This is a genomic window from Granulicella sp. dw_53, from assembly GCF_018449545.1.
Lineage (GTDB): Bacteria > Acidobacteriota > Terriglobia > Terriglobales > Acidobacteriaceae > Edaphobacter.
Window position 1 is genome coordinate 1 of the sequence record NZ_JAAVUR010000009.1, and the last position, 19,625, is coordinate 19,625.

18 protein-coding genes are annotated in these 19,625 nt (G+C 57.7%); 10 read left to right on the forward strand and 8 right to left on the reverse strand.

What is annotated here, in order from left to right; genetic code table 11:
• Positions 1-61: 61 nt before the first annotated feature.
• From fusA to rpsL, 3 genes are all read right to left on the reverse strand, one after another.
• Positions 62-2,155 (reverse strand): elongation factor G, encoded by a 2,094-nt coding sequence (gene fusA / locus HB393_RS14905; protein WP_213805990.1) that lies wholly within the window; start codon positions 2,153-2,155, stop codon positions 62-64.
• Between the two features lie 92 nt (positions 2,156-2,247).
• Complete coding sequence (rpsG, locus tag HB393_RS14910; RefSeq protein ID WP_213805991.1) at positions 2,248-2,718, reverse strand: 30S ribosomal protein S7; 471 nt, start codon at positions 2,716-2,718, stop codon at positions 2,248-2,250.
• A gap of 84 nt (positions 2,719-2,802) precedes the next feature.
• Positions 2,803-3,189 carry a 30S ribosomal protein S12 gene (gene rpsL / locus HB393_RS14915; RefSeq protein ID WP_174307960.1) on the reverse strand — a complete coding sequence of 129 codons (387 nt, stop codon included), beginning with the start codon at positions 3,187-3,189 and terminating at the stop codon, positions 2,803-2,805.
• Between the two features lie 1,151 nt (positions 3,190-4,340).
• On the opposite strand from rpsL, the gene HB393_RS14920 reads away from it, so the two are divergent.
• Positions 4,341-6,011: a S9 family peptidase gene (locus HB393_RS14920; RefSeq protein WP_255551171.1), complete on the forward strand. Its 1,671-nt coding sequence runs from the start codon at positions 4,341-4,343 to the stop codon at positions 6,009-6,011.
• 345 nt (positions 6,012-6,356) lie between these two features.
• Positions 6,357-8,588 carry a hypothetical protein gene (locus HB393_RS14925; protein ID WP_213805992.1) on the forward strand — a complete coding sequence of 744 codons (2,232 nt, stop codon included), beginning with the start codon at positions 6,357-6,359 and terminating at the stop codon, positions 8,586-8,588.
• A 538-nt stretch (positions 8,589-9,126) separates the two neighbouring features.
• On the opposite strand, the gene HB393_RS14930 is transcribed toward HB393_RS14925, so the two are convergent.
• The 4 genes from HB393_RS14930 to ribH form a co-directional block, all read right to left on the reverse strand.
• Positions 9,127-9,666 (reverse strand): DinB family protein, encoded by a 540-nt coding sequence (locus tag HB393_RS14930; RefSeq protein WP_213805993.1) that lies wholly within the window; start codon positions 9,664-9,666, stop codon positions 9,127-9,129.
• Positions 9,667-9,904: 238 nt separating this feature from the next.
• A complete protein-coding gene (locus tag HB393_RS14935) occupies positions 9,905-10,486 on the reverse strand; it encodes an NAD(P)H-dependent oxidoreductase (RefSeq protein WP_213805994.1) in 582 nt (193 codons plus the stop codon).
• Between the two features lie 334 nt (positions 10,487-10,820).
• On the reverse strand, positions 10,821-11,243 hold the full coding sequence (gene nusB, locus HB393_RS14940) for a transcription antitermination factor NusB (protein ID WP_213805995.1): 423 nt from the start codon (positions 11,241-11,243) through the stop codon (positions 10,821-10,823).
• Positions 11,244-11,246: 3 nt separating this feature from the next.
• Complete coding sequence (gene ribH, locus HB393_RS25530; RefSeq protein WP_213805996.1) at positions 11,247-12,131, reverse strand: 6,7-dimethyl-8-ribityllumazine synthase; 885 nt, start codon at positions 12,129-12,131, stop codon at positions 11,247-11,249.
• 193 nt (positions 12,132-12,324) lie between these two features.
• On the opposite strand from ribH, the gene HB393_RS14950 reads away from it, so the two are divergent.
• The 4 genes from HB393_RS14950 (at position 12,325) to HB393_RS14965 (ending at position 15,857) form a co-directional block, all read left to right on the forward strand.
• Positions 12,325-13,110 carry an enoyl-CoA hydratase-related protein gene (locus HB393_RS14950; RefSeq protein WP_213805997.1) on the forward strand — a complete coding sequence of 262 codons (786 nt, stop codon included), beginning with the start codon at positions 12,325-12,327 and terminating at the stop codon, positions 13,108-13,110.
• Between the two features lie 57 nt (positions 13,111-13,167).
• Positions 13,168-13,722 (forward strand): hypothetical protein, encoded by a 555-nt coding sequence (locus HB393_RS14955; protein WP_213805998.1) that lies wholly within the window; start codon positions 13,168-13,170, stop codon positions 13,720-13,722.
• Between the two features lie 50 nt (positions 13,723-13,772).
• Positions 13,773-15,299 (forward strand): sodium:solute symporter, encoded by a 1,527-nt coding sequence (locus HB393_RS14960; RefSeq protein ID WP_218623985.1) that lies wholly within the window; start codon positions 13,773-13,775, stop codon positions 15,297-15,299.
• A gap of 63 nt (positions 15,300-15,362) precedes the next feature.
• Positions 15,363-15,857: a DUF1440 domain-containing protein gene (locus HB393_RS14965; protein ID WP_213805999.1), complete on the forward strand. Its 495-nt coding sequence runs from the start codon at positions 15,363-15,365 to the stop codon at positions 15,855-15,857.
• Here the strand turns inward: HB393_RS14965 and HB393_RS14970 are convergent.
• On the reverse strand, positions 15,814-16,995 hold the full coding sequence (locus HB393_RS14970; protein WP_213806000.1) for a purine nucleoside permease: 1,182 nt from the start codon (positions 16,993-16,995) through the stop codon (positions 15,814-15,816). The genes HB393_RS14965 and HB393_RS14970 overlap by 44 nt on opposite strands.
• 421 nt (positions 16,996-17,416) lie before the next feature.
• Here HB393_RS14970 and HB393_RS14975 point away from each other — a divergent pair, with 421 nt between their 5' ends.
• From HB393_RS14975 to HB393_RS14990, 4 genes are all read left to right on the forward strand, one after another.
• Entirely contained in the window at positions 17,417-17,884 is a 468-nt protein-coding gene (locus HB393_RS14975) for a hypothetical protein (protein ID WP_213806001.1), read from the forward strand.
• Positions 17,885-18,106: 222 nt separating this feature from the next.
• The gene (locus HB393_RS14980; RefSeq protein ID WP_213806162.1) at positions 18,107-18,556 is read left to right on the forward strand and encodes a YetF domain-containing protein; all 450 of its coding nucleotides are present in this window, start codon (positions 18,107-18,109) and stop codon (positions 18,554-18,556) included.
• A gap of 49 nt (positions 18,557-18,605) precedes the next feature.
• Positions 18,606-19,145 (forward strand): hypothetical protein, encoded by a 540-nt coding sequence (locus HB393_RS14985; protein ID WP_213806002.1) that lies wholly within the window; start codon positions 18,606-18,608, stop codon positions 19,143-19,145.
• An 18-nt stretch (positions 19,146-19,163) separates the two neighbouring features.
• Positions 19,164-19,610, forward strand: coding sequence for a YetF domain-containing protein (locus HB393_RS14990; protein WP_213806003.1), 447 nt, complete (start codon positions 19,164-19,166; stop codon positions 19,608-19,610).
• Positions 19,611-19,625: the final 15 nt, after the last annotated feature.

Below are 19,625 nucleotides of genomic sequence, written 5' to 3' on the forward strand. Positions count from 1 at the left end.
CTCTCCGTATTTCGTGTCTCTAAAATTCAAACTGCTAAATCAAACCTGTTGTCGCAGAAGCTTACTTCTCTTCCTTGCCCTGCACCTTAGCGATGATCTCTTCTGAGACCGACCGTGGCGCCTCTTCGTACTGCTTGAACTGCATCGAGTAATTCGCTCGACCCTGAGTTGCGCCGCGCATGTGAGTGGCATAACCGAACATGGTCGAGAGCGGAACGCTGGCCCGAATCGCCTGAGTGTTGCCAACCATCTCCATGCCTTCGATACGGCCGCGGCGGGAGTTCAGATCGCCGATGATGGTACCCATGTAATCTTCTGGAACCGTAACTTCGACTGCCATGATGGGCTCAAGAAGAACCGGCTTCGCCTTGCGAGCGGCTTCCTTGAAGGCCATCGATCCGGCGATCTTGAATGCCATTTCGTTCGAGTCGACGTCGTGGTAGCTGCCGTCATACACCGAGACCTTGATATCGACCATCTCGTAGCCGGCGAGGATACCGCGCTGCATAGCATCCTGAATGCCCTGGTCAATCGGCTTGATGTACTCCTTGGGAATCGCTCCACCTTTGGTGTCGTTGGTGAACTCGTATCCCTTGCCCGGCTCGTTGGGCGAGATGCGAATCTTGCAATGCCCGTAGTTACCCGAACCGCCCGTCTGACGAATGTACTTCCCTTCAGCGTCAGCGTTCGCACGGATGGTCTCACGATAGTTGACCTGTGGCTTGCCGACGTTGGCCTCAACCTTATACTCGCGCATCATGCGGTCGACGATGATCTCGAGGTGCAATTCACCCATACCGGCGATGATGGTCTGGCCTGAGTCAATGTCGGTACGCACGTTGAACGTAGGATCTTCCTGAGCGAGCTTGGCAAGCGCCATACCCATCTTCTCCTGGTCAGCCTTGGTCTTCGGCTCGACAGCAACCTCGATGACCGGCTTGGGGAAGTCGATGGACTCCAGGACTACAGGGTTCTTATCCGAGCAGATCGTGTCGCCGGTAATGAGATTCTTGAGACCGACAGCGGCGCAGATATCGCCGGCGAGGATCTCAGTGATCTCTTCCCGCTTGTTCGCATGCATCTTCAGCAGACGGCCGATACGCTCGGTCTTGCCGGTGCGCGGATTCAGAACAGAGTCGCCGGTCTTGAGCGTACCCGAGTAGACACGGATGAAGATGAGCTGACCGACAAAGGGGTCAGTCATGATCTTGAAGCCGAGAGCCGAGAGAGGCTCGTTGTCCTCCGGCTTGCGGACGATCTCCTCTTCCATGTTGTCGGGGTTGTGCCCGATCATGGGAGGAATATCAAGCGGGCTGGGCAGGTAATCAACGACCGCATCAAGCAGGGTCTGAACGCCCTTGTTCTTGAAGGACGAACCGCAGAGCACCGGAAAGATGTTCATCGCGATAGTAGCCTTGCGGATGCCAGACTTGAGTTGATCTACCGTCGGCTCGCCGCCTTCGAGATACAGATTCATAATCTCGTCATCGGAGTCCGCAACAGCTTCAATAAGGACAGCGCGGGCAGCCTTGGCGGTCTCAAGCAAATCAGCGGGGATCTCTTCAACGGTATACTCGGCGCCCATCGTCTCGTCGTGCCAGTAGATGGCCTTCATCGTGACGAGGTCGACGACACCAGCGAACTTCGCCTCGGCGCCAATCTGAATGTTGATTGGAATCGCACGAGCTCCAAGGCGATCCACGATGGTGGAGGTGGCATAGACCGCGTCCGCGCCAGCCTTGTCCATCTTGTTGATGAAGCAGATACGCGGAACCTTGTACTTCGTGGCCTGACGCCAGACAGTCTCAGACTGAGGCTGAACACCGGCAACCGCATCGAAGCAGGCGACCGCACCGTCAAGAACGCGGAGCGAACGCTCCACTTCGGCGGTAAAGTCTACGTGGCCTGGCGTATCGATGATGTTAATGCGGATGTTCTTCCAGGTGCAGGTGGTAGCGGCGGAGGTGATAGTAATGCCACGCTCCTGCTCCTGCTCCATCCAGTCCATGGTCGCAGTGCCCTCATGCACCTCTCCAATACGGTGAGTGATACCCGTATAGAAGAGGATGCGCTCGGTCGTCGTTGTCTTGCCGGCGTCGATGTGCGCCATGATCCCGATATTTCGGCAACGATTTAGAGGTATAGTGCGTGCCACGATCTGTCTCTCATCTGCGAGCAAAGCCCGCGGTAAAAAATGCGTTGAACCTAGAACAAATACGAAAAGCTATCTCGCCGAAGAACGCCCGCCTACCAGCGGTAGTGAGCGAACGCCTTATTTGCCTCAGCCATGCGATGAACATCTTCCTTCTTCTTCATCGCCGCGCCACGGCCGTTGGCCGCATCAAGCAACTCAGCAGTAAGCTTTTCAACCATTCCTTTTTCGCCCCGAGCACGGCCATAGGTCACGAGCCAGCGGATAGCGAGCGAGGTGCGACGCTCAGGAAGAACTTCAATGGGAACCTGATAGTTGGCTCCACCGACACGTCGTGACTTAACTTCGAGAAGCGGCTTGCAGTTCTCGATAGCCTTCTTAAAGAGCTTGAGGGCCTCGTCGCCACCCTTTTGCTCCAGATTGGTCATGGCAGTGTAGAAGATCCCCTGCGCGGTCGACTTCTTACCGCCCCACATCATGGAGTTGACAAACTTTGTGACCAGGGTCGAACCATACACTGGATCCGGAGCAACTTCACGCTTCGCGATGTAACCTTTTCTAGGCATTCTCTCTTCTTTCTCGTCTTCCTCCAGCGCCGTGACTTCTCAAGAGCTGGACCTAAGTACTAAGGGTTGGGCACTAGCAAGCGCCTACTTGGAGGCGGCAGCCTTTGGACGTTTCGCGCCATACTTGGAGCGGCTCTGCTTGCGGTTAGCAACGCCAACCGAGTCCAAGGTGCCACGAACGACGTGGTAGCGAACACCCGGCAGATCCTTCACACGTCCGCCGCGAATGAGCACAATCGAGTGCTCCTGCAGATTGTGACCGATGCCCGGAATGTAGGTTGTAACTTCAATCCCATTCGTGAGTCGGACGCGGGCGACCTTGCGGAGGGCCGAGTTCGGCTTCTTGGGGGTCTGAGTGTAGACGCGAGTGCAGACACCACGACGCTGAGGCGAACCCTGCAGTGCGGGGCTGGCGGTCTTATAACGAGTGGGCGTGCGGCCTTGCTTAACGAGCTGATGGAACGTAGGCACTGGGACTCCTTGCTGATGCGTGCGAAACACTGAACTCACAACTTTCAGGCGCGCAGAAGGGCAGATAGCATCGCTTTAGTTTTTGCAAGCGTACACGCAAAAACATTGAGAACGCTGAAGCGTCTCTGGCGAAGATCTTTCCTGCTTCGCGTCTGTAGATCGGTACAACAAACCAGACGAAAACAGTCGACGGTGGTCGAGCGCCTTTTCCGAGCAGAACATCTTTCACTACTGAAAGACGCCTATCGCTGGAAGAGCCGACTCCGTTTCGCTGTCCCGGCCCGCATAGCCCATCCAAGGTGGAGGGTGTCGCAGGCACGATTGCGATGGGCCGCAGACTACAATGGTCTTCAAATCTTGCAAGACCCTGCGGTGAATCTCTTGTATCCATTGTAGCGCAGGTTGGATGCTTCTGCCTGCGATGGGACTCATTGCTGAGAAACCCGCTACCGGCTCTTTCTCGACCTAAATATCTAAGCAGAACAAGACGGCGCGCTCCGGATACTCGCGGAACCTTCTAACAATAACAATGCTGAGTCTGGCCGTCAACCATTTTGCGGATTTTTGGGGTCGGTCTGTGAAAAAGCGGGACGAAATACACTTTTAAAGTGCCGGAGATTTCGCAAGGCTGCGTGCTAGGCTCTTGGGATGACTTTGGCCGGTAGATTTGTGCGTTCTGTGCGTTTAGATGCATGGCGTTGGGTGATTGCAAGTGTGCAATCGGGAATAGTCGTGGCGGCTATAGGGCAGAGTGGACCGCCTGCTCCTATGGCTCCGATAAAGCTGCACGATTCCCGAGTCGATACTCTGCTGAAGACTCTGGGAGAGGCCAGGACGCCCACAATGGCCGCGATCTCCCCCAACGGAGGGTATGTAGCCTGGACAGTGGGGCAAAAGGGGGAGGAGAGCTGCATCTGACCGGACTGGCTTCAGATGGAGCGGCGCAAGATGGTGCATGGGATCGGGTCCTCTCTCCAGATACCGTTGGGAATGTTACGAACGGCAAAGCGGGCATCTGCGGTGGAAGCTGGCCGGTCTGGGCCCCAGACGGAAGGCAGCTGGCATTCTTGTCCAATTGCGAGAAGATCGGTGAAAAGTGGCAGGCTTCTGGACAAAGCCAGCTCTTCGTGTGGACGCTCGCGGACAACGGAATGAGGCAGATAACCCATGTGACCGGGACGATCGACCAACCGGCGTGGTCTCCCGACGGGAGCACGATCGGATTCCTGTTTGTAGAGAATGCCACCAGGAGCGCCGGGGCTTTGGCAGCGATGAAGCCGTGGAGTGGGGTGATTGGGGAGGATGGGGTAGAGGTACAGACCGTTGATGTCGTCGATGTGAAGGACGGCAAGACCTCTAACTTAGGCCGATCTCTCCCGAACCTTCACGCCTATGAATTCGATTGGGCTCCGGACTCCAAACAAATTGCGGTCGTCGCTGCTCCTCTTCCTGGCGAGAACAACTGGTGGGTCGCGAAGCTCTATGTGGTGAAGACGGAAGGAAGCGAGGCCGCTGGGGCAGTCCAAACCCGAGAGATCCTTGATCCACAGAAGGTCTCCGGTTCGCTCCATGGGTTGCAGATTGGCGTGCCTAAATGGTCGCCTGATGGTACAAGCATTGGGCTTATCGGCGGGTTGATGAGCGATCAAGGAGTCACGGGCGGAGATGTCTACGTGATTCCGGCAAATGGTGGAGAGCCTAAGGATGTGACTTCGGGACGGATGTCTTCAGTGGCCAACTTCAACTGGGATGGAGATCGGCGGTTGGAGCTGGCCGAACATGTGGGCGGAAGCAGCCATTTGGCTCTGTTGGATCTAGAGTCGGGCAAGGATGTGGCACGGAACGAGATGGAGATGACGTTTCCGGAGTCGATTGGGTCTGGTGGGAAGACGATGTCGATCTCGATGGCGACTAAGGGTAAGGGCGAGGTGGCATTTATCCGTAGCTCGTTCGGACAGGCACCAGAGGTCTGGGCTGGACCGTTGGGGCATCTGAGGCAGATTACGCACCTGAACGATCGGCTGAAGCCAGTTTGGGGTAAAGCAGAGAGTATTGAGTGGCAGAATGAGGGATTCAGGATACAAGGATGGCTTTTGTATCCCGCGAACTACGATCCGGCGAAGACTTATCCGCTGCTGGTGAGCGTGCATGGTGGACCTTCGAGCGTGGTGAGTCCGCATTGGCCTGGAGTGTCCTATGGCGGAGTGCCGTTCTCGGCGTTGGGATACTTCGTGTTCATGCCCAATCCGCGAGGGAGTTATGGGCAAGGTGAGAGGTTTACGCAGGCGAACCGGAAGGACTTCGGATATGGAGATCTCCGGGACATTCTGGCGGGAATGGATGTGCTGGAGAAGCGCTTCCCGATCGATAAGAGCCGCGAAGGACTGACAGGCTGGAGTTACGGCGGATTCATGACGATGTTCGGGGTTACGCAGACGACGCGTTTCCGGGCAGCGGTCGCTGGAGCGGGAATCTCCAACTGGAAGAGCTACTATGGAGAGAACTCAATCGACCAATGGATGGTGCCTTTCTTCGGAGCAACTGTGTATGACGATCCCGCAGTGTATGCGAAGAGCTCGGCGATTGAGGAGATTCATAAGGTAAAGACGCCGACGCTGGTCGTGGTCGGCGATCGCGATGGGGAGTGTCCAGCGCCGCAGAGCTTCGAGTTCTGGCATGCGCTTCGGGCTCAAGGCGTGAAGACGCAGTTGGTGGTCTATCCGAATGAAGGACACGGATTCCGTGATCCAGAGCATCGGCGAGACGTGTTGGAGCGTGCGCTGGCGTGGTTTGAGACAGAGATGCCAGAGAGCAAGAGGTAAATCGAGGTCTCTGAATTTAGCCGGCGATGCGACGGATTGAGCGCGTTGCCGGGATGTGGCTGGCTCACGAGAGGTGGATTGCGTCTTTCTTCGGGTTCTTTCGTCGAAGAAGTATGCCAGTCATTTGCTTCCCGTGTGCGCAGCTTTTACACTAGGGGTTCGGCTATCCAGTGGCTGTGTGAGAGTGACCGTTCAGCTTGGTTTCGGGTTGGACGGGGAGGTTCAATGCGTCGGTTTGTCACGTTAGCGGTTCTGTTATTTGTCACGGTCCCTTTTGGTATCTCGATTTCCGGTTGCGGGAAGAAGACTCCGGTCACCTTCTGCAATGGTGGAGACTCCGGTCCAGTGGTAGGGCAACTTTTCGCGATCACCCTGCAGCCGCAGCTGCTCGGGATCTCCATCAACTTTGCCCAGCAGGCTACTGTAGCCGCAGGCGTTGGCACGGATTGCAAGGGCACGACTGTCACGTTGGCCAGTCCGATCTACGGCACGACGGACATGACGATTGCAGACATCAACCCGACGACCGGGACGCTGTGCGGTGGAACATGGAACCGCAATACGGGTGGCGGGATCGCGGACTTTACGACCTGCAATCCAACGAACAAGAGCGGAACAGCCTTTATCACCGTCAGCTCAAACGGAGCGACGAGTAATCCTATTGCAGTGTCCGTCCATCCGATCGTGACCAGCGTGGTCCTGGGGAGTCCGTCGACGGACTGTATCAACGATCCAGCGACGAACTGCACGGTCAATCCGACGACGAAGGCGTGCACCCCCACCGTGGTGGTCAACCCATATACAGGGTCCTCCTGCCTCTCGCAGGGCGGAACGGGGCAGCTCGCAGCACGCGTCTACGCAGGAACGGGAGCCTCCCAGCAGAACATTAGCTGTCTGGCTGGCCACCTGGCGTATACGCCGCAGGACACGACCATCGTGACGATTGACCAGAATGGCGTTGCCACGGCAGCGCTGCCAGGTTCGACGATCATCAGCACGACAGTCGCTAACGCCAGCAGCTCGGCCGGCTTCTTCTCTACCTGCCCGCCCGCGTCGATCGTATTGACGCCTGCGAACAGCACTAGCACCAACCCTATTACGGTGAATCAGAACTTCACTCAGCCTCTCACCGCGACTGTGACAGACACTCTAGGCAAGGTCCTGACCGGCGTTGCCTTGTCGTACGTCTCGACGACTCCTACGACGTTGCCGACGAGTACAACTGCTTCGATCACTCCGATCTTTCCAGGCTCCGGCGCGATGGTGGCGGTGTGCGAACCGCCCACTTGCAATCCTTCCCCGTTCAACCAGATCGGTCTGTTCGGAAACGGCAAACCGGTGTTCTCGAACAGGCTGGTTGCGACGACGCCGGGAACCAACAGCACGGTTCTTTACATCGCCAGCACACAGTCCTTGTACCTGGTACCGGTGGACTTCACCTCGACGACGATCGGGGCGCCCGTACGATTGCCCTACTCTCCGAACTCGATGGTCATCAGCAATGATGGCTCCTCGATTTACATGGGCAGCTCAACTGAGCTGATGATCTTCAACGCGCTGACGAATGCGTTCACCAAACCGGATCCCACAGTACAGGGATCGGTACTGGCGATCTCTCCGGACAACACCACGCTGGTGATCAGCGATACGACACGGCAGTTGGTATACCTCTACAGCCCGGCGAGCATGAATCCAATCATCTCGACGATTGGCGGCGTAGCGACACGCGCTCAGTTTTCACCGGACAGCTCAACGGTGTACATCACAGCTGGCAACCAGTTGCTGGTGCACTCGACCTTGACGGGCTGGACTTCGATCAGCGGATCTACGAATCCCGCGCTGGTTACACCGGTCAGCGATGTTGCAATCGCGGTTCCGAGCCAGGGTGCGTTCTTTGCCGGAACGACTACCACGGCGCGTGGCGCCTGCGCGGCCACAACGGTTACGACGACGAATGGCGTTCCGTCGACGAGCAATATTCTCTATCCGGATGCCGGTGTTCTTGGACCGACTACGGACCGGATTGCGGCTACGAACGATGGACAACATGTGATCGGCGCAACCGCTACAACAGCGACTCTCACCGACCTTTTCGTCTCCAACCTGAACAATAACAACCCGTCCAAGATCCCGGGTCAGTGCCCTAACGATAATTCGGCGTTGAAGTTTCTGACGAATCCGGTGCTCACCACGGTGATCCCAGGAATCACGACCGCCAGCATTACAGGCGTCGTGCCGTCGTCGGACTCCAGCAACGTATTCATCACGTACACAGGGACGGGTGGCATACTGCCGCTTTACAACCCTGCGGCGAGCGGGCCGGGGACTCTGAGCAGCGTGACGCTCTCTACCTTCGGTACGGCTGCTCCCATTGCTCCGGTCGCAGGCGTCTTCAGCGCGGATAACACCAAGTTCTATGCCGGCACGAGCGGAGACAACCTGGTTCATATCCTAAGCAAGGGAACCAGTGGGTTCGTCGATACGACTACACCGATCGCTCCGAAGCTGCCTGGACCGGATGGCACAACCATCGTTGTACCGAATCTGTTGGTACAGCGTCCTCGTCTGCAGACCTAAACACCGGCTTACCGGTAGCAAAGGCCCTCCCCGACGGGAGGGCCTTTTGCTTGCCCTTCTTCGCCCTCCTCCCCCCTTGTCCGGGTTCAACCCGTGAAGAATCATACGCTTACATGGTGGGGCCGAGCCTAAAATATTGATCCTACGCGGTTTGCTTCCAAATACGTGCGCCAGCTTGAGTTACGTCATTCCTTTCAATAGTTAAATACGAAGGCCCCGATTCGCTCGGGGCCTTTCTTGATCTAGTTCTATTTTATGGGATGGACCAAAACTAACGTGCCACTTTTATCTTTTGTTTTTATGGGGTTAGGTGGTTTTGGGGGTTGACATGCGATTTTGCTGGGGAATTCGGGAAAGATAAAAACGGAGCAAGGATAACGGCGATGGATCTGCGGTTTGGGCTTCCTCTTCGCTTCGCTCTAAGAGGCAGGTGATGGAATAAATAAGCAACGACAGTGCCGGTCTCGCATAGCAGATAGGTTTATTCGTTCCTGCGGATGGGCATGTTGAATTCCCGTTCCAGCCCTCTCAGCTCCTATTACGCAGGAGGGAGCCCCGAGAGGAAGTCTTCCCAGGACGCTTCGGCTGTTGGGCCGTAGATGGGCGGTACAGGAATGTTCAGGAGTCGCAGGTAGACGGTGATTTGACCGCGATGATGCGACAGGTGGAGCAGAACCGCGATTTGGATCGCATCGGACCGAGGCGTCTGGAGGCAGATTCTTTCTCCCACGCTGAGTGTCCACTGGGCTTCCAGTTCCTCTTCGCTCATGCTCTGGATCAGTGTTTGGCATTCCGTGGTAAGCGCATCGAACTCTTCCATTATGTCTTCCACGCCTTTGCCCTCCAGATTCATATGAGGTGGCGGCGTCTTGAAGACGTCCAATTCTGTGGTCTGGAGGATGTAGCGCGCCAAGATCAAGAGTTTACTTGTGTGCTCGACGAGCACACCCAGAGTCATGGACTTTTCGTGAGGTCTCCAATCGAGCTTATCCTGTGGAATAACAGCGAGGATCTTTCGGGTAAACCCCGTCTCGAGGTTGAAGACCTTTAAAAGCCTGGCCTCGGTGCTAGTCGTCATTATTTTCTGCGCTCCTATTGTTGTATTTCTCTACGTGTGAAGGTCATGCGTACGCCGCTTGAGCGCAACCTTTCGTTAAAAGGCTGTGTACTCTGCACCGAGTGATGTCAGAACTTGAGGAAGAGAACACGCCTTCTCTCACCTTTATTCCAAAAGGAAAAGAGGAGCCGCATTGCTGCGGCCCCGTCTTGATAGCGGTATTCTGCATCAACAGCAATCGAGGATATGCGGGGTACGTTTAGGAGCCTGCGCGGGCTGTTTTGAGAACGGCGGTCCACCATAGAAGGTCGTCGATCAAGGCCTTGGCGGGGACGTCAAGCTCTGCGAGTGCTGATCCCACATCACCGCCTTGAGAGTGCGTCAGAACGGGAGCCATAGGGATATGGACCGCGGAGCGAATTGACACCATTTCGAGATTGACTGCCGCATGACGGAGTTGTTGGACGCTGCGCGCGCCCATGACACTGCCATAAGCTACAAAAGCAACGGGCTTACGACGCCACTCTGAATAGACCCAGTCGATCGCATTCTTCAGCACCGCCGGCATGCCGTGGTTATATTCCGGGGTGACGAAGATAAATCCATCGGATGCGCCTATCTCTGCTGTCCAGCGTTGGACGGCCTCATGGTCGTAAGGGGCACGGCCCGGAACGCCCGGCGGTACTGGATGATCAAAGAAGGGCATGGGAAAGTCGCGGAGATCGAGGAGCCGCGCTTCGATTCCCTCTCGCTTCTGAAGGTGTTGCAAGATCCAATTTGCAGGCTTTTCAGAGAATCTTTTCTGACGAGTGCTGCCAATGATTACGGAGATGACGGTCATGTTCTATGCCCTTCGTTATTTGTACTCAGTTTTTCTCAGAGCGCTAAAGAATAGCAACGCTACGTATGTCGGAAGAACTATCCAATCGATCTTGCCCCCAGCCAAATTGGCAGCAACGATCTGAGGATTAGACGCAATGAGCCGAAGGGTGGTGCGGTGGTGTGAGTTCCATACTGTTAGTTAAACGGAAGAGCTTTTTCCGACGATAGTGCTCCCGTTGCGAAGCCGCTCTATGACTCGCTTTATTCTTGCGCAGCGCGGATGTCTCGCACGAGTACCGTTCCTCAAGAGTCGATACCATGAGGAGGCATCGGGTTCTGAAGATGTGGGCGGATCAGGCGAGGCGTTTTTTGAGGAGGTCGCGGGCGATGGCGTCGAGGACACCGTTGAGGAAGTGGATAGACTCCGGTGCGGCGTAGCGGCGGGCGACCTCGAGGCTCTCGTTGATGATGATGGGGCCGGGGGTGCTGGGGTAGGCGAGGAGTTCGGCGATGGCGGCGCGCAGGAGGTTGCGGTCGACGACGGGCATGCGCTCGATGCGCCAGTTCTGGGAGTGCTGCTCGATGATGGCGTCGATCTCTTCCTGGCGGGTGGTGGCGACGCGGTAGAGGTCTTCGGCGAAGCCGCGGGTCTCGGCGTCGACGTCGTCGCGAGAGGTCCAGAAGAGCTTGCGGACCTCGTCGGGGGTCTGTTTACCGAGGTCGCCCTGGAAGAGCATCTGCATGGTGAGTTCGCGGGACTTGCGGCGGGTTCCCATTCTTTAGTTGCCGGCTTTCTCGTTCGGTTGCTGGTTGATCTTTCTTTGGATGGAGACCATTTCGATGGCCGCGATGGCTGCTTCGAAGCCCTTGTTGCCGGCTTTGAGACCGGCACGGTCGAGGGCCTGCTCGAGGGTCTCGCAGGTGAGGACGCCGAAGGCGTGGGGGATGCCGGTCTCCTGCTGGGACTGGCCGATGCCGCGAGCGACTTCGTTGTAGATGGCCTCGTAATGGGCGGTCTCGCCGCGGAGGAGGCAGCCGAGGGTGATGATGGCGTCGTACTTTCTGGACTCGGCGAGGGTGCGGGCGGCGGAGGGAACCTCCCAGGCGCCGGGGACGCGGACGATCTCTATGTCCTGCTTCCCTGCTCCGCTGCGGTGGAGGGCGTCGAGCGAGCCCTGGAGGAGGCGGTCGGTGATGACGGTGTTCCAGCGGGTAGTGACGATGGCGAAGGACATGCCAGCGGCGGAGAGGTCGCCTTCGATGGCGACGGGCTGGTTGTGGAGGGGGTTCTCGGACTGCCAGAAGCCGACGGTGAGGTTGGGATCGAGCTGGACGGTGAAGAGACGGGAGTGCCAGGTGGTCGCCGTCACTTCGGAGAGCAGGGTGGCGATCTCCTCAGTTCTGGAGGAGGTGAGCATCCACTGGTGGATCGCCGCGTGGATGTGATCGAGCTGGGTCGTCTCAATGAGCAGCGACGGAACGCCAGGGGGCACGCCGGCGAGGAGCTCGAGGTTACCCACTGGGGCGGCGAAGAATGTGCCCTGAGCGGTCTCGTTCTTCCAGCTCTTGCCGGACTCGAAGCCGAGGGAGAGAAGGAGGGCGGAGAGTTTTGCGAACGCCTCGGTGGAGGCGACGGGCTGGATAAATGTGATTGCCTTGATCATGATCTTCCTGCGGTACAGCTTTGATTGTATCGTCTGTAGTCTCTGAAAGATGCATGGAGGATGGAGGGAGGAAAGGTTAACTCCGATCTATCTCGTTGACACGGATTTGATGATGCGGATTTTAAGCAGAGCTATCGATTGGATGGAGCGGGCGTATGGGTTTTAATGGTTGGGGAAATAAAGAGGAGTGAGAATGGCTGGATACGAGACTTTGTTGTGCGAGGTGCGGGAGCAGATTGCCACCGTGACGCTGAACCGTCCCAAGGTGCTACATGCGTTGAATGCGAAGGTGTTCGATGAGCTGGAGGCGGTGTTTGAGGCGTTGGGGGCGGATGTTCGTGTCCGGGTGGTGCTTTTGACGGGAGCCGGGGAGAAGGCGTTCGCGGCGGGAGCCGATTTGAACGAGGTTGGGCAGACTGATGAGGTGAGTGGCGTAGCCCTGGCGCTGCGAGGGCAGAGGGTGTTTCGGGAGATCGAGACGTGCGGGAAGCCGGTGATTGCGCTGGTGAATGGCTTTGCTCTTGGGGGAGGCTGCGAGCTGGCGCTGGCCTGCACGATGCGGATTGCGAGCGAGACGGCGCGGTTGGGGCAGCCGGAGGTGAAGCTGGGCCTCGTTCCGGGGTATGGAGGGACGCAGCGGCTTCCGCGGCTGGTGGGGCGGTCGGCGGCGCTGAAGATCATGCTGACCGGAGAGGCGGTTGGGGCGGTGGAGGCTCTGCGGATTGGGCTGGTAGACGAGGTTGTTCCTGCGGATAAGCTGCTGTCTCGGGGGGAAGAGGTGGCGAAGGCGATTGTGGCGGTTGCTCCGCTGGCGGTGGAGGGGTGTCTGGAGGCGGTGCTGCGCGGGGGTGAGGTGGCGTTGGAAGAGGGGCTGCGGATTGAGGCGGAGATCTTCGGGCGGCTCTGTGGGACGGAGGACAAACGGGAGGGGGTCAAGGCGTTTTTGGAGAAGCGCGCCACAAAGTGGTTGGGAAGATAAGGTGTGGGGCTTGATATGCTGCTTGAGGCGAGAATATTTGGAGTGATGTCAAAACGAATGATCTTAAAACATAGCGCGGTGTCTGTACTTCTACTCTTCTGTGTGTGCTCGGCTGTGGTTGGAGTCAGCGGATGCACGCGGTCGACGTCGGCGTCGGAGACGCGGACGCTGGATGTGGCGCAACAGAAGGCGATGGAGCAGGCTCGGCAGGAGCTGGAGCTGATTCCGCCTCCATCCAAGACGCGGTACATGGCTGTGAGGAGCTTGTCGCTGTGGGAGAACCCCTATGTGACCGTGCAGGGTGGGATGGTTACGCTGCATGTGGTGACTGCGGATGCGAACACGAGCAATCTAGGGGTGGGCGGGATGTTACGCCCGCTTGGCGCCCGGCGGCAGGATCTGAATGTGCGTCTGGGGGAGTTGGCTGCCGCACTGAACGCTGTTCCGGAGAATAGCTGGCCTTATGGACGGGTGGTCGCGGTGGAAGAGGCGCATGAGGTGCCGACCAGTGCTCGTCCCGAGGTGCGGCGCAATATGGAGTCGGTGATGAAGACGCTGAGTGATCTCGGCGTCGTGGTCTATGAGTGGAACGAGGCTACGGCAGGCAAGTAGTTCTTTTCGTATTACGGCATTACGATTCTTGAACTCCTGGCGGACGACCTTTGCAAATAGCTTCGCTTCATACAACAGCGTTAGTGGTGTTCTGTTTCTTCTTTGCCCTGGTGACGGTGGCTGGATTCTGGGCCGCTCGATGGCGGCGGCCTTTGAAGGGGATGGACTCCCTGGAGGAGTGGGGGCTGGCGGGGCGGGGCTTTGGAACCTGGGTGACGTGGTTCCTGATCGGCGGCGACCTTTATACGGCCTATACGGTGATCGCGGTGCCAGCAGCTCTATATGGCGCGGGGGCGATGGGGTTCTTCGCGGTGCCGTATGCGGTAGTGGCGTATCCATACATGATGGTGGTGTTGCCGCGCCTGTGGCAGGTATGTCACCGGCATGGTTACATTACGTTCGCGGACTTCGTGAGCGGGCGGTATGGGAATCGCTGGCTGACGGTTGCGATTGCCGTGACAGGAATTCTGGCGCTGATGCCTTACATTGCGTTGCAGTTGGTGGGGATGCGCGTGGTGATCGGAGCGTTGGGAGTAACGGGTGAGTGGCCGCTGGCGGCGGCGTTCGTGATTCTGGCGGCCTATACGTATTCGAGCGGGTTAAGGGCTCCGGCAGTCATTGCCATTGTGAAGGACGTGATGCTCTACGGGATGGTGCTGGCGGCGCTGATCATTCTGCCGTGGAAGTTGGGTGGATATGCTCGGGTGTTCGAGCTGGCGAACAATGCTCTGGCGGCGCATGGAGCGACGGTGTATCTGAAGCAGGGGCAGTTTCTTGGGTACTCGACGCTGGCGATTGGGAGCGCGGTGGCGCTGATGCTTTATCCGCATACGGCGACGGCGGTGTTGAGTGCAAAGAGCGCGAATACGGTGCGGCGGAATGCAGCGATGCTGCCGGCTTATAGTTTCTTGTTGGGGATGATTGCGCTGCTGGGCTACGTGGCGCTGGCTGCGGGCGTGGTGACGAAGGATACGAGCTCTGTGGTGCCGCTGCTGTTCCTGAAGATGTTTCCGGAGTGGTTCGCGGGATTCTGCCTGGCGGCTGTGGCGGTGGGAGCGTTGGTTCCGGCCGCGATCATGTCGATTGCGGCTTCGAACCTCTTCACGCGGAATCTGTGGGGCGAGTTTCTGAAGAGGAAGATGCTGCCGAGTGAGGAGTCGGCGATGGCGAAGATCGTTAGCCTGGTGGTGAAGTTTGGGGCTCTGGTGTTCGTGCTGCAGTTGCCTGCTCCTTACGCGATCGAGATGCAGTTGCTGGGTGGAATATGGATTGGGCAGATCTTTCCTGCGGTGGTTTGCGGCGTGTTTACGCGGTGGTTTCATCCCTGGGCTTTGCTGGTGGGTTGGGCTGCTGGAATGGCCAGCGGAACTGGGATGGCTGTGGCGATGGGACTGAAGAGCTCGGTGTATCCGCTGCATGCTCCTGGGTTTCTGGGAGGTGGCGTTTATGCCATGTATGCCGCGGTTCCGGCGCTGGTGCTGAATCTGGTGGTTTCGGCGGCTTTGACCTTGGTATTTCGGGCGGCGAAGGTGGGTGAAGGTACCGATGTTACCGATGCTGCTGCTTATGTGGAGTAGGGATGGCTTGCGCTTACAGCCTTGAGTCTGTGGGTTGCATCTGATGCGGAGAGAGGCGATTCGATGAGCGAGATTGTGGAGCAAGAACCAGTTTTGGCGAAGTCGCTGGCGAAGGGTTTATTGGCTGGGTTGATTGCAGGTTTGGCTGCGACTGCGGCGAAGTCGATTGCTGAAAAGATCTATCCGCCGCGTACGCATGGAGAGCCGGAACCGCCGGAGGTGTTGGCGGAGAGGATCTCGGATGAGGTGGGAGTGTCTCTTTCCAGCGCGGAGAAGGCGGTGGCGGCGGAGACCATTCACTGGGGCTTTGGTGCCTTGACCGGGGCGGCTTATGGGGCGCTGGCGGAGTACTTCCCTGCTGCCACGGCCAAGGAGGGCGCGAGCTTTGGGATGGCGCTGGCTGCTTTGACTCATGAGACGGCGCTGCCGGCGATGGGACTCTCCGCGGAGCCTGAAGATCAGACGGCGCGGGAGCGGACCAGTGAGATGGCGAGCCACGTTGTGTATGGCTTGATCACTGAGACGGTGCGGCGGTTTGTGAGGAAGCAACTGGGGTAGTGGTGGTGGGGATGTGGTCGCGGGTCTGGGGCCAGTTGGTGACCAGACTATCGACTACGACGTGGCCTACGCGGTAGGCGCTATCGAGAGATGAGATGTAGGCGGAGTACTTGGTGACCTTGGTCTCGGCGAGGCTTTCTGCGGCTGAGATGCCCTCGCGCTGCTGGTCGTAGTTGCTGGCGGTGCGGAGGACCAGGACGCGGTTTAGGTCGACTTTGCCAGCCTTGGCGAGCCAGGTGAGCGATTGCAGGGTTCCGGTGTCTTCCATACCGCAGACGGCGTAGGTTCCTTTGCCGTCGGTCTCGTATTTGACCCAGTCGCGGGCCCACTGGTTGAGAAGCTTTCCGTGCCAGTAGGTAGAGGCGGAGAGGTTGTCGCCGCGCAGGACGAAGGGCGGGCGCTTGGCGGCGGGATAGTTGTAGGACTGGCGGCGGTCGGCGATCTGCTTGGAGTCGGGGAGCTGGACGTCTTTGGTGAGGTTGAAGGCCCAGGAGACGAGATCGGTGTTGAGGTGGAAGATGTTTCCGTCGTCGCCGAAGCGGGGGTGGCGGGGCTGCTCGTAGGGGGTGGATTTGCCGAGGGGAATGTATCCGGTGGTCCAGAGCTTGCGGTCGGCTTCGGTGGCGTTGGGGATCTCGCGGGCGTCGATCTCGTGGGCCTGATCACCGTCGATGATCCAGTCGGACCAGACGGCGGAGCCGAGGGAGCCCATGGCGGGATCGATGCCGGCGATTCCGGCGACGAGGAAGTAAGCGTGGGTGAGGTCGAAGCGGGGGTCGAGGCCGAGGGCCATGACGGAGGCGGTGGCGCGGGAGGTCCCGACGCCGGTGAGGAGGCCGAGGACTCCGGTAGAGGGGTTGAGGCGCAGGTCGTGGTATCCGGCGGGATTGGTGAGGACAGTGTCGAGGTGCTGGCGCTCGACCCAGAACTGATACTCGCCGGGGATGTCTCCGGTGTCGGCTCCCTGCTCGAACATATTGATGACGACGACTTTGATCTCGATGGGCTTCGGGAGGGCCTGGGCTTGCGCGTGGATGGAGACACAGGTGCTCACGGCGAGCAGAAGTACCGTTGAAATGGGGCGCGCGAGCGATGGTAGCGTGTGCGGTCTTCGGGTTGTGGTGCGGCTCAAACTCATGTACTTCCCTTCTTTGTCTCGCCTAGTGCTGCCCGGGGGTGCCCCCCCCATTTTTTGGGACTAAACCGAATACAATCAGTCGCTTATGAGGCGTGTGGAGCTGCAAAATATTGATTGCAGGACGATTGTGTCCAAATCCGTGAACCAGTTGAGGTTAGCTACAGGAGCGAATCAAGTTTCCCCACTTTTGAGCTTGATTCGATGCTTATAGATCTATTTTATGGGATGGACCATAACTAGAGTGCCACTTTTATTTCGTTTGTTTTCATCGATTTATGCCATTTAGGGGCTTGACATGATGAATTTGGGCATTTTTTTGAGGATGCGGGGTTGGAGGCATTCATTTTCGAGGGAAATTGTTCGTACCACTGCAATGTATGCATCAGACTACAAAGACACATTTTGTCTGGAGGAAGTACGCATGAAAGCACGTTCATTGACAGGAAGATTTATCCGGTTGGCGATGGTTCCTTTTCTGGCTGCCGCAGTTGGAGTAGCGGTTGCACAAGGACCTCCCGGACATGACGACCATGGCAATAATGGCAACAACGGAAACCGCGGAAACGATAACCGTGGGAACGACAACCATGGAAATCAAGGGAACAACAACTTCCGTTTCCGGGACCAGGATCGCGGGAACTTCCAGTCGCACTACAGCAAAGATGTGAGCCGCTGGCGCAACAAGCCACAGGGGCGTCCACACTTTACTGCGGGACAACGGATTCCTAATAACTACCACTTCCAGCCTGTGCCCCGTTCGTACTACAACAATGCGCCACCGCCTCCGGGCTACCAGTATGGGTACTACGACGGCTATGTCGTAGCGTATGACCCGACGTCGCGGATCATCGCGGATGTGCTGGATCTGGTTGTAGCCGGTTCACGCTAACGCTTTTGAGCTTGATGTAACAGAGAGGCCGCCGACATCTTCGGCGGTCTCTTCCGTTTCTGGCTCTCTGATTTTGTTCGTAAGACTTCAAAGTGCTTCCTTGTGGTGGGCGTGAGAGAAAGCTAAGAAAACCAAATACTGCAAGAGACATCTAACGACGGAAAGCGGGTGGGAACTGGTGTTTTTACCTCCTGCGATTCGGATAGGAAAGGTGTGTCTCGTATGGTTGTCGCGACGGTCCTTCGTGCCGTCTTCGGATACTGTTTTTTGATTTTGATGGTGCGGGTGGTGGGGCGGCGTCCGGGTGCGCAGCTTACTCCGTTTGAGTTTGTGCTGGTGTTTTATCTGGGTGGACTTACATTGACCGGGGTGGTGGCGGATGAGATCTCGCTGACCAATGCGATCACGCAGATTGTAACGATTGCGTTGTGTCACTACACGCTGACGTGGCTGCGGACGAGATCGCCGCGCATTGCACGCCTTTTAGATGGGACGCCGTTGATCCTGCTGGAGCGGGGGCGGTGGAGGACGGACACGCTGAGCGGCATGAAGGTGCAGGACGACGATGTGATGGCATCGGCGCGGGTGCAAGGGGTAAAGAGCCTGGAGGAGATCGATACGGCGGTGCTGGAACGGAATGGTGAGATCAGCATCTTGAAGGCGCAGAAGTAGGCGCAGACGTTTCGTAACCAGAAGGTTCAGTAAAGGAGACGGTAATTTTATGGCGACAGAGCCTATGACGAATCCGGTGGAGGATACGGTCGCAAAGGTGGATGGCTACGTTGCGGTTGGCGAGGATCTGGAGTTCCAACGAAGATGGTGGCGTTTTGAACGTGTGGTTTGGACGGTGTTTGTGTTGATCCTGGTGTGCGATCTGCTGGGTCTGCTGGGGCGTGGGTATCTTGCGAAGGCGCAGTCCAAGACTTCCGACCAGAGCGTGACGATGGACTATGAGCGGATCGAGCGCACGAATACGCCTTCGATCATTACGGTGAACTTCGGGCCGGGAGCGATTCATGGCGGTGAGGTACGGCTGTTCGTGAGTGGGAGCGTGGTGAAGGAGCTAGGAGCGCAACGGGTGGTACCGCAGCCGAAGACTTCGGAGATAGGAGATGGCGGCGTGACGTATACGTTTGAGGCGAATAGATTGCCCGCGACGGTGGATATTGCGTTGTCCCCTTCTTTGCCAGGGATTCACCACTTTACGTTAGGCGTGCCTGGGAGCGAGATGGTGCAGGCGAAGGTTACGGTGCTGCCTTAGGCAGTGGAGAGCGATTCGATGATTACGATTCTTTATGCGGTGGCTGGATACTTCTTTCTCTTGCTGACGGTGCGGGTGCTGGCGCGCCGGCCGGGAGCGCAGTTGACGATGTTCGAGTTTGTGCTGATCTTCCTGATGGGGGGAGTGATTATTGCAGCGACGGCGGCGAACGACCGCTCGTTGACGAACTGTACCTGCGCGGTGATCGCGGTGGGGCTGGTGCATCGGATGGTGGCGATGTTGAAGGCGCGCTATCCGAAGCTCGGCGCAGTGGTGGATGGCGTGCCGCTGGTGCTGCGGGAGCGCGGGGAGTGGAAGGAGGATGTGATGCGGAAGATGCGAATGGCTCCGGAGGATGTTGCGGCGGCGGGGCGAGCCAAGGGGATACGCAGCATCGACCAGATCGACTACGCGATTCTGGAGCGAAGCGGTGAGATCAGCACGATTCGAACAGAAGAGAAGTAGGCACGACCTAAAATC